Origin of the sequence: Calothrix sp. FACHB-168, assembly GCF_963889195.1 — a bacterium.
Classification (GTDB): domain Bacteria; phylum Cyanobacteriota; class Cyanobacteriia; order Cyanobacteriales; family Nostocaceae; genus Aulosira; species Aulosira anomala_A.
This window is the reverse complement of record NZ_CAWPNJ010000044.1, coordinates 71,704-81,846: the sequence shown is the minus strand read 5'-3', so window position 1 is coordinate 81,846 and position 10,143 is coordinate 71,704. Positions and strand designations below refer to the sequence as shown.

The window sequence follows — 10,143 nt, the reverse complement described above, 5'->3', positions numbered from 1 at the left end:
ACCACAATCTACTTAATTCGTTGATTTTTCCATTTTTGGGTGTAAAGCTTGTCACTCAGTTATCCTGAGTTACTTTGTCATGTGTTTAGTCTAAACTCCAGATAGTAAATCTGTCCTTCTGGATTTTGAACTCGCACATAGCGCTGCGCCATAACCTTGATTAATATCCTTTTGGATGCAATTAAAAGCTGTTAGTTGGTAGCCACCATAAGTTAGCTGTTGGGGAAATTCCAAACAGTCAATATTCAATGGTAGAGCCTGGACTCTCCCACCGATATATATTGACATTGAGCGGCTGACAACCACTAGCTGAATTCCCCTGATGAAAATTAGTCCTAGAGTTAAATTAACTGCCACTGTTGTGACTCAGCAACTTACCATGAGGGTATTGCTGAAGTTGCTCCTTGGTCTGTTAAACTTCAGAAGTCAAGGGGTAGCTTCTGGTGAAAAATTGAAACTCAGGCTAATTTGGCTCAAGATTCAATTTAAAAACTGGTAAGATTATAGTTCCTTGTTGCTTCAGATGTTGATTTATACTGAGATTCTTTTTGGCAATTTTTGTATAAACCAATATCAGCAGCCAATCTGTCCATAAGGAGACTCCAAAGCCATGTCGATAGTTTACGAAACAATGTACATCTTACGTCCCGATTTAGGAGACGAACAGGTAGAGCAAGCGATTAACAAGTATCAGAACTTGCTCAAAGAACAAGGTGCGGGTGAGATCCAAATCCAAAATCGCGGTAAGCGTCGTCTGGCTTATGAAATTCAAAAGCAGCGCGATGGCATTTACATTCAATTTAACTACACTGCGCCACCAACTGCGATCGCTCCTGTCGAAAGAGCAATGCGCTTAAGTGAAGAAGTCATTCGCTACCTGACAATTAAACAGGAAGTCAAAGAAGAGAAAGCTGCTAAAGCGGCTGTACCTGCTTAGGCAATGTAGCAGTAAATCGGTGCTGAGGTCTTGCAACTCAGCACTGAGAAAATAATTAACATAAAACTTATAAAAAAATCTGCCTTTTTTGCTCCTTGGCTTGGTTAGTAATGCTAAATTAACAACAACTTACTGCAAGTAAGTTGACCGTAATTCTAACTAAAAGTGGACAAGATTCTGAATGGGAGCTGTAAGCCACTGTGAGCCAATTTGATACATCCGACATCCAAGCTCTCTCTAATGAAGTATCCCAACTCCGCCAAGAGTTGCAACTTCGCGATCAATTAGTGCAACAACTATCTCAAGAACTTTTCCGACTGGTAAAGGGTAATACTACCTTTATTCCTCCAAAACCGGAACCGGAAAGAGATATGCAGCAGTTGCAAGCTTTGCAAGAACAATTGCAAGCAGTCGAACAACAGGTGACTTTCTACCAAGAGCAAATTACAGCGCGAGACGCCGAAATCTACCAACTGCGTCAGTCAGTCCAAGAACTCACCGATCGCAGTCGGATGTTGGAGCAAGTAGTTCAAGAGTTACCGCAAATTTATCGGCGCAAATTCGAGGAGCGTATGGCTCCAATCCGAGAAAAAGTAGCAATTCTACAAAAAGAAAATCGCCAACTCCAAGCAGAACTGCAAAGTGTCAGTTATCGTTTGGCAGTTAAAAGCCGTAATGCCAACCATAGTGGCATCGATCTGCCATCTTTTCCCCGTCCTGCTGCCGACCAAACTAATATTTCTGCTATATAGTTAATAGTAATTAACATTGACTGAGAATTTACTCCCCTCGCTTTGAGGTGTGGGGAGTCTTGCTTTATGGGGTGAATTTAACCGCTACCCATCGCCTACCACCTGCAATACCCTGCCAGATCTGAGCCTCAAGGGCAATCGCCCTTAAGGTATGTAGGTTTACTGTTAATGTTAATGATGGTGAGGCTATAATTATAAAAAATTTATTAAGAATTACTAAAACAGCTTTGACTCACCATCGTAATTTGTTATTAATAAAGGTTCACCCTGCTACTAACACCCTACTATCTTCAGTGATATTCATGACATCTTCATAGGTATGACAGATTTCAAATACTGAATCCAACTGAGTCAATTCTAAAATTAAGCGTACAGGTGCTTTGACATTGCACAGCACCAAGCGACAGCCACTTTGATGTGCGGCTTTCAATCCTGTAACCAGAGAAACCAAGCCAGAACTGTCCATAAAATCTACGGCTGCTAGGTCGATAACCCAGAGTTGATGAGACTGTGGTAATACTTGGGACATTTCCTCACTTAAGGCGATTCCACCTTGTAAATCGATACTACCTTGGGGTTTAAACAAAACCACTTGAGCTTGTTGTGTCTGATTCATGATTTTCACGGTATTAATTGCAACACTATAACAAAAAACAGAAAATCGGCACTGATACTGAGTTGCCTATGGATATGCAAATTCTGTAATTACCTCAATAAGTTAGGTATGACAAAAGTGCATCTTCGACCACATTTTTCAGTACTTATGCCGTATAATTTGTTTTAACTTTCACAATATTAGGCATAAGCTACTAATAATTACAGTAGCATCTGTATCTTTTACAGGATTTTTACATTAATGAGCTTGCAGATAAATTTTTTATAAAAAAATTATAGTTAGTCTCCGTAACTATACTGGTACGTTATTACCTGAGAATAGCGCTATCGTCAAGACTCTAGAGATAATAGTTAGTATAGGGTAGAAGCTATTAAATCTTGTCGGTGGCTTGATTGACACCCCAGCCAAAAAGGAGCAAAGATTATAGTACAAGTAAAAATTTGTAAAGGCGGCGGTGCGGAATGTCTCTTGAGTTGATTTCACTAGAAAACATCCAGGAATTCGCCCACCATTATGGTTATTGGGCGATTTTTTTGGGAATTTTGCTAGAAAATTTAGGCATTCCCCTTCCTGGTGAGACCGTAACCCTTGTAGGTGGGTTTCTTGCAGGTAGTAATGAACTAAATTACTGGCTGGTGCTGGGGGACGCCGTTGCGGGTGCTGCAATTGGTGGCACTTTTGGTTACTGGATTGGTAGACTCGGTGGTTGGAATGTCTTGCTACAGATTGGGAAGTTATTCCGGATCTCTGAAGAAAAGTTACTAAATATTAAAGCCCAATTTAGTGAAAATGCTGTTAAGGCTGTATTTTTTGGACGCTTTTTTGCGTTATTGCGCATATTTGCTGCACCTCTAGCGGGGATAGCTGATATGTCCTTCGGAAAATTCTTTGTATATAACTTAGCAGGGGCAAGTGCTTGGGCAAGCGTGATGGTAACATTGGCTTTCTTTGCCGGAAAAGTTGTTTCTTTAGAACAATTGGTTTCCTGGGTGAGCCATTTTGCGATCGCTGCCTTACTCATTTTAGTGGCTGTAATTGTTGTGCCTATCTGGTTAGAATCTCGCCAAGTTAAGCGCGCGGCGGGAGAATAATCAAGTCAAAAGTCAAAAGTCAAAAGGCAAAAGTAATTACTTGCTTTTACCTTTTGACTTTTATTTTATTTATTTTGTTGTGCCCAAATTCTGGTTGGTAAACCCCAAACGTAAATAAAGCCTTCAGCTGCTTTATGATCGAATTGATCTTCAGCACCGTAGGTGGCTAAATCTGGACTGTAAAGGGAATTATCGCTCCAACGCCCAACAAGGGTAGCATTACCTTTAAATAATTTGAGTCGCACAGTTCCCGCAACTCGTTCTTGAGTTTTTTGAATAAACCCATCCAAAGCAGCTTTAAGCGGACTGTACCAGAGACCGTTGTAAACTAATTGGGTATAAGTCTCTTCAATACCGCGCTTATAGTGACTAACATCTGCGGTTAAAGTTAAGCTTTCTAAATCTCTGTGTGCTTGAATTAACACAATCATTGCGGGTGATTCGTAGATTTCCCGCGATTTAATTCCCACCAAGCGGTTTTCGATCATGTCAATGCGACCGATCCCATGATTTCCCGCTAGCTGATTGAGTTCGTCAATTAAGGCTACTGGAGTTTTAGCTACACCGTTGAGGGTAGTAGGAATACCTTGTTGGAAACCAATTTCGATGTACTCCGGCTGATTTGGGGTATCAGCGATCGCTTTTGTCATCTGATAAATTTCTTCTGGTGGTTCATTAGCGGGATCTTCGAGGACACCAGCTTCAATGCTACGACCGAGTAAATTTTTATCAATACTATAAGGAGAAGATTTTTTCACCGGTGCGGGGATACCATAGCGTTCGCCATAGGCGATGGTTTCCTCACGGCTCATTCCCCATTCTCTAGCTGGTGCAAGGATTTTCAGATTGGGATTTAGCGCTGCACAGGAAACATCAAAGCGCACCTGATCGTTACCCTTACCGGTACAACCGTGAGCGATCGCATCGGCTCCATATTTTTCTGCTGTTTCTACTAATATTTTGGCAATTAGCGGGCGAGCAAGTGCAGTTCCTAGGGGATAACGATTTTCATATAAAGCGTTGGCTTGAATCGCTGCAAAAGCGTAGTCTTTTACAAAGCTGTCTTTAACATCCGCTACCAGAGATTCACTTGCACCCGATTTTAGGGCTTTTTCACGAACTGGTTCTAATTCATCACCTTGACCTAAATCTGCGGCTAGCGTAATTACTTCTTCCACACCCCACTCTTGTTTGAGGTAGGGAATGCAAACTGAGGTATCAACTCCCCCAGAATATGCTAAGACAACCTTTTTGGCGCGACCCATTAGTTTCTCCACTTAGGAAAACAAAGAATGATTGACGCTCTCCGCACTTTTAGGGCAGAGATTCTTGGTTCAACGACAATCCTTAAAACTAAAAGGAATCAGGCTCGCTGATTCGACCCCTCACAGGATAGTCCTACCAAAAAGGTGGAGTTATCTAGCTATGGCAATTAGCCCCAGTGGGATATATCTCCCCAAGCGTAAATTCTCGTGCGCCCCACGATACTCATTCTCAACAAATTATACAATCACTGGTTTTTGGTACTCTGTTGAGTCCATGCGTTTTTTAAGAGGTATGCACGCTCCTCAGGTACTAGCATCGCTTTACGTCGTAGGTCGAGGGCAGTACCGACGGATTCCTGCCTGTGCTAGACTACTCGCATACTGTAGCACAAAAATTGCCACAATGCCAAGAGAAAAAACTCTAAGAGTAAGACTTTCCGAGGAAGAGTTTGAGAGACTTAAAAGCTATGCTGAGAGTACTAACAGGATGGTTTCAGAAGTTATTCGGGACTATATTAAAAAACTCCCTAAAAAGCCGTCCTAGATGGTTACTGAGCCTGTCGAAGTCAGGATGGGGCTTGTATCCCATTTTTTTGGTCATTATTATATCTAACTACTACAGGTATATTTGCATGAGCGATCGCACTCTGAAAATGAAATAGTAGTTCCTAATATCAGCAAATATTTTATCTATATCAAAGGCAGCATGATAAATTGTCAGTACAAAGCTGCTGCCTTTAATTTTTCTATCGCCAGTCTCTTTTTTTGCGGTTGAATTTTACTTGGTGACTAAGGGAGAAACTTGGTTCCAACTGCCAGAGAAAACAAAAGTTTCTAGTTGCTTGCGCTGGCGTGGCGCTAATTGTCGTTGTTGCAACTTTTCGGATAAGGTATTGACATCTCCTAGATAACCAAGAGCGATCGCTGCTACAGGTTCATAACCTTCAGCTATGCCATAAACTTGTTTGGCTTTAGCTGCATCAAATCCCGCCATTTGGTGAATATATAGTTCTAATGCAGTAGCTTGGATCGCTAGAGTCGCAACAGCAGCTCCCACATCATGAAAAGCGTGTCTGTTTTCTGCACCGTTATGCTGAAAGAAAAGCTTGGCTACAGACAGCATCAGTACCGGAGCATTCTTGGCCCAATCTTGATTTCCTGGTGCTAGACAACTTAATAACCGTTCAAATTCCGCCGGATTATCTTTAGTCGCAACTATAAAGCTCCAAGGTTGCTCATTAAAAGAAGATGCAGCCCAAGAAGCAGCTTCTAAAACAGTGCATAATTTTTCTGTTTCTACTGGTTGTTCAGAGAAAGCCACAGGACTCCAACGCCGCCGCAGTAACTCTTCAACTGGATATTGGGTATTAGGTATCTTGTTGCTCATCAGCTGGCCTTTTTTTGCACAGTCTTTATCATACCTAAACCCAGCAGAACTTCGACACTTCGGTAAACTCAGTGACAAATAACCAATGACTATATGACTATTGAATATTGACAAATAATTTTTATCTTTCCGCCCAATAAGTTAAGAATAATTAGTTAAAAATTTTTTTAAAGTCTCCACTTGCTAAGAAGAGTTGCGGTATCATAAGTAAAGATGAGAATTAATTCGGTGATAGTGTTTTTTGTTAGTATTGATTGGCTTTTTCCATTTGGTATTTTCAGACTCTCTCCGAAATCTAAATCTCTACAAGTTGACGATTTTGGAGACATTCTATGTCAGTTTATGTAGGTAACCTTTCTTACCAAGTTACAGAAGATGCACTGACTGCGGTTTTTGCAGAATACGGTTCTGTCAAGCGAGTTCAAATACCTACCGACCGTGAAACAGGCCGTGTACGCGGCTTTGCTTTTGTGGAGATGAGTTCAGACACTGAAGAGACTGCTGCTATCGAAGCGCTCGATGGTGCTGAATGGATGGGACGGGATCTCAAAGTTAATAAAGCCAAGCCCAAGGAAAGCAAAGGTTCCTTTGGTGGTGGTAATCGCGGTGGCTATGGCGGTGGCGGTGGAAACCGTGGCGGTCGCTACTAAGTTACAAGGTTTATTAAAAAAAGTTTAGGGACTGTAATTTCATCAGTCCCACTAACTTTATTAAATTTTGTTAAAGCTCAAACAGCAATGTTTGAGCTTTTTTAATATTGGGCATTGGGCATTGGAACAATTTTGGATTTTGGATTTTGGATTTTAGATTGTATTTGAATCTAAAATCCAAAATCTAAAATCTAAAATTCCTAGCCCCTACTTAAGCCATTGTGTCTCAACAAGGGAGCAGTACTAGGTTCCCGTCCCCGGAAGGTTGTAAATACTTCCATTGGGTGTTTGCTACCACCTAGCGCGAGGACTGTATCGCGGTAGCGTCTACCTGTATCTTTAATTGCTGCTTCGTTTTCTAGCCCTGCTTCTTCAAAGGCGGCAAAAGCATCTGCACTCAGGACTTCAGCCCATTTATAACTGTAATAACCTGCCGCATAACCACCACCAAAGATGTGCCCGAATGCACATAAAAAAGCATCTTCTGGGAGTGGGGGTAAGACTGTGGTAGTTTTGGCAATGCGGTGGCGGACATCGCTGGGGGTTTCGTTACCACCGGGACTATAGCGTGAATGTAGTTCTAAATCTACACTGCTAAAGTGGAGTTGACGCAACATCCCGCTACCACTCATGTAATTGCGTGCGGCTATGAGCTTTTGATAATAATGTTCTGGTAAAGGTTCGCCTGTTTGGTAATGTTTCGCCATCCCAAATAAGGTGGGGCGTTCATAACACCAGTTTTCCATGAATTGGCTGGGTAGTTCGACGGCATCCCATTCGACGTTATTTATACCTGCTGCCCCTGTATAATCCACTTTGGTGAGCATGTGGTGTAAACCATGTCCAAACTCATGGAATAAGGTTTCTACTTCATTGAAAGTCATTAAGCTGGGCTGACCATCAATGGGGGGTGTTTGATTACAAACTAAGTAGGCAACTGGTAAGCGGATGCTAGTTATGCCATTTTCGACTATTTTACCGCGATTAATGCAAACATCCATCCAAGCACCACCGCGTTTTTCGGCGGGGCGACTGTAGGGATCGAGGTAAAAGTAAGCGATTGGCGCACCGGTTTCGTCAGCTATTTGGAAGTAACGGACATCTTCATGCCATACTGGGGCTTGACCATCGGCGGGGGTGACGGTAACGCCAAATAAGCGATTTACTAAGCCAAATAAACCGTCGAGAACTTGGGGAAGGGGGAAGTAAGGACGTAATTCTTCGGCGGTAAAGTCAAACTTTGCTTCTCGCTGACGTTCCGCCCAAAAGCTAATATCCCAGTGTTTTAAATCTTCGGCTTCTTTTGCGCCTTTAGATAAAGCAAATTCTTTGAGTGCGGTTAAATCTTTGACGGCTGCATCATAACTTACTTGACGCAGTTCTTCGAGTAAAGCTTCCACGGCTTCGACATTGGGAGCCATTTTACTAGCTAGGCTTAATTCAGCAAAGTTATGGAAGCCGAGTAAAGTTGCTAATTCTTGACGTAATTCTAAAATACGCTCGATGAGGGGATTGTTATCTAAGTCGCCAGAAGCAGCACGACTGATAAATGCTTTGTAAAGTTGTTCGCGCAAATCGCTTCTGGTGCTGTGCTGCATAAAAGGGCCATAACTGGGGAAGTCTAAGGTGATGCGCCAAGGGCCATTTTCTGGTGTGGCGTTTTCTTCACCGGCAGCACGGGCGGCTTGGGCTGCTAGACTGAGTAAGCTTTGGGGTAAGCCGTCAATTTCTGCTTTAGTGGTAAGGGTTAAGCTAAAGGCTTTAGTAGCATCTAAGACATGGTTAGAGAATTTGGTGGAAAGTTCTGCCAATTCTAGTTGAATGGCGTTGAAACGTTCTTTGGCTTCTCCTTCTAAGCCGACACCAGATAGTTCTGCGTCGCGAATTGCAGCTTCCACAATTCTTTGCTGTGCAGATTCTAAGCTGTTCCATTCAGCACTATTACGGAGAGATTTGAAAGCATTGTATAGAGGTTTGCTTTGTCCGAGCTTGGTGAAGAATTGAACAACATCTGGCTGTACTGCTTCGTAAGCTTCCCGGAGTTCGGGGCTATTTTTTACCCCCATTAAATGGTTAACTATTCCCCAAGTCCAAGATAAGCGTTCTGTGAGTTTATCTAAGGGTTCTACTAAACTGCTCCAAGTTGGCTGTACATTAGTTTCTAAGTTGGCAAGTTCTGTATCTAATTCTGTAACGAGCTGCTGAAAGGCTGGTACTACTTGCTCTGGTTTAATTTCTGTAAAGGGAGGTAAGCCAGTACCTTTAACTAGGGGATTTTGGGAAATAATAGCGTTTGCATTCATGATGGTGTGCAAGCGGCGATCGCTTTGACTCGATAATGATTTTTGGTTATATATTTTCTAATGTAACGATCGCTGTGCCATTTCGGGGCTAATCCTAGAGATTACAGCTTGTATCATCTGGAGAGCGATCGCTACATTTACAAGATGCTATTGTTCTGGTAGTTGAGCCGGCGATTGACTATTTACCTCTGGTAATGGTAACTCAATCACACGACTAGTAGGAGAAGCATCAATAATGACTGTGAAGTTGAAAGGCGTCACCTGTAGAGAAACTTTCCCGTCAAATCCCAGTAGCATCGCTAAAAAACTCACGAGTAAAGCAGTATAAAGAAAAATCCAAACATTATTTTGTGGGCGATTCACAGAGTTCATCCTTTTGATTGAGTAGGTGTGTGAATCCCTACGCCCAAGTTATGAGAGGAAAAAGCCAACAGTGAAACGGTCAAAGCCGATGGCTGAGTGATAAAATATGAATAGAGAAAAAATTAGTCGGCTCGAATCCTGTGATTCTTAACTTGGGTTCGGGCTTTTTCATTAGCGATGGGGAAGTTATCCCGAATCGCTAAAAACGTTAATTTTTGTGTAAATTTTTCCCATAATAGAGATTTTGTGCATATTTTCAACATGACCCTGATGTGAGATGTAGTAGATGCGTAGGGTTGAGATTAGCGATCGCTTGCGGCAGAATAAAGTTGATTTTGTGTCAGCATCCAGGTTTGTAGCCGATCAATTAGCTCATTTTCAGTTTTTGCATGGTATCCCATCACTTCAATACCTTGAATGAGGGTACTTTGCTCGAGCTGATTACCATGTAAGGATTTGCTCCAAGAACTAATGGTATTGACTGCGAATCTCATCTCCCCTACTAAATTCAAAAGCGACTGACTAGCAGCTGCGGAAACAAAACGCCTGTTGAGTAATTCATCTAGAAGTAGGCTTTGGATATGAGCATTCTCCTCAATAAATTCCAAGGTGATACGTTTCTTTTTTTGATCTAGCCGCACTCGACTTAAAAGGATTAAAGCGGAGTTGATGTTATTCAGGGTAACTCTGAATTTGTCACAAATTAGACAATTAAGTTCATTTAAGCGCTCATTTGGCGGATCTAGGTATGCCTTAGGGCTGATTTTGCTGTTGCTCAT

General features: G+C 42.1%; 11 protein-coding genes. 4 read left to right on the top strand and 7 right to left on the bottom strand.

What is annotated here, in order from left to right; translation table 11 throughout:
- Positions 1-90: 90 nt before the first annotated feature.
- Positions 91-357 (bottom strand): hypothetical protein, encoded by a 267-nt coding sequence (locus tag AACW45_RS25590; RefSeq protein ID WP_190635623.1) that lies wholly within the window; start codon positions 355-357, stop codon positions 91-93.
- 253 nt (positions 358-610) lie between these two features.
- Between AACW45_RS25590 and rpsF the strand changes: the two genes are divergently transcribed.
- Positions 611-937, top strand: coding sequence for a 30S ribosomal protein S6 (gene rpsF, locus AACW45_RS25585; protein ID WP_190635621.1), 327 nt, complete (start codon positions 611-613; stop codon positions 935-937).
- Between the two features lie 200 nt (positions 938-1,137).
- Positions 1,138-1,689 (top strand): Npun_F5560 family protein, encoded by a 552-nt coding sequence (locus tag AACW45_RS25580; protein ID WP_190635620.1) that lies wholly within the window; start codon positions 1,138-1,140, stop codon positions 1,687-1,689.
- Positions 1,690-1,951: 262 nt separating this feature from the next.
- On the opposite strand, the gene AACW45_RS25575 is transcribed toward AACW45_RS25580, so the two are convergent.
- On the bottom strand, positions 1,952-2,305 hold the full coding sequence (locus AACW45_RS25575) for an STAS domain-containing protein (protein ID WP_190635617.1): 354 nt from the start codon (positions 2,303-2,305) through the stop codon (positions 1,952-1,954).
- Positions 2,306-2,766: 461 nt separating this feature from the next.
- On the opposite strand from AACW45_RS25575, the gene AACW45_RS25570 reads away from it, so the two are divergent.
- Positions 2,767-3,396 (top strand): DedA family protein, encoded by a 630-nt coding sequence (locus tag AACW45_RS25570; protein WP_190635615.1) that lies wholly within the window; start codon positions 2,767-2,769, stop codon positions 3,394-3,396.
- 65 nt (positions 3,397-3,461) lie between these two features.
- Here AACW45_RS25570 and AACW45_RS25565 read toward each other — a convergent pair whose 3' ends face one another.
- Positions 3,462-4,661 (bottom strand): argininosuccinate synthase, encoded by a 1,200-nt coding sequence (locus AACW45_RS25565; protein WP_096646218.1) that lies wholly within the window; start codon positions 4,659-4,661, stop codon positions 3,462-3,464.
- Positions 4,662-5,439: 778 nt separating this feature from the next.
- Positions 5,440-6,048, bottom strand: a complete 609-nt coding sequence (locus AACW45_RS25560) for a nitroreductase family protein (protein WP_190635613.1) — start codon at positions 6,046-6,048, stop codon at positions 5,440-5,442.
- 332 nt (positions 6,049-6,380) lie between these two features.
- Between AACW45_RS25560 and AACW45_RS25555 the strand changes: the two genes are divergently transcribed.
- Positions 6,381-6,698, top strand: coding sequence for an RNA recognition motif domain-containing protein (locus tag AACW45_RS25555; RefSeq protein WP_190544261.1), 318 nt, complete (start codon positions 6,381-6,383; stop codon positions 6,696-6,698).
- A 200-nt stretch (positions 6,699-6,898) separates the two neighbouring features.
- Here the strand turns inward: AACW45_RS25555 and AACW45_RS25550 are convergent, their stop codons facing one another.
- The 3 genes from AACW45_RS25550 to AACW45_RS25540 form a co-directional block, all read right to left on the bottom strand.
- The gene (locus AACW45_RS25550) at positions 6,899-9,001 is read right to left on the bottom strand and encodes a M3 family metallopeptidase (RefSeq protein ID WP_190635612.1); all 2,103 of its coding nucleotides are present in this window, start codon (positions 8,999-9,001) and stop codon (positions 6,899-6,901) included.
- Between the two features lie 147 nt (positions 9,002-9,148).
- Entirely contained in the window at positions 9,149-9,364 is a 216-nt protein-coding gene (locus AACW45_RS25545) for a hypothetical protein (protein ID WP_190635610.1), read from the bottom strand.
- Positions 9,365-9,666: 302 nt separating this feature from the next.
- On the bottom strand, positions 9,667-10,143 hold the full coding sequence (locus AACW45_RS25540; RefSeq protein ID WP_190635608.1) for a hypothetical protein: 477 nt from the start codon (positions 10,141-10,143) through the stop codon (positions 9,667-9,669).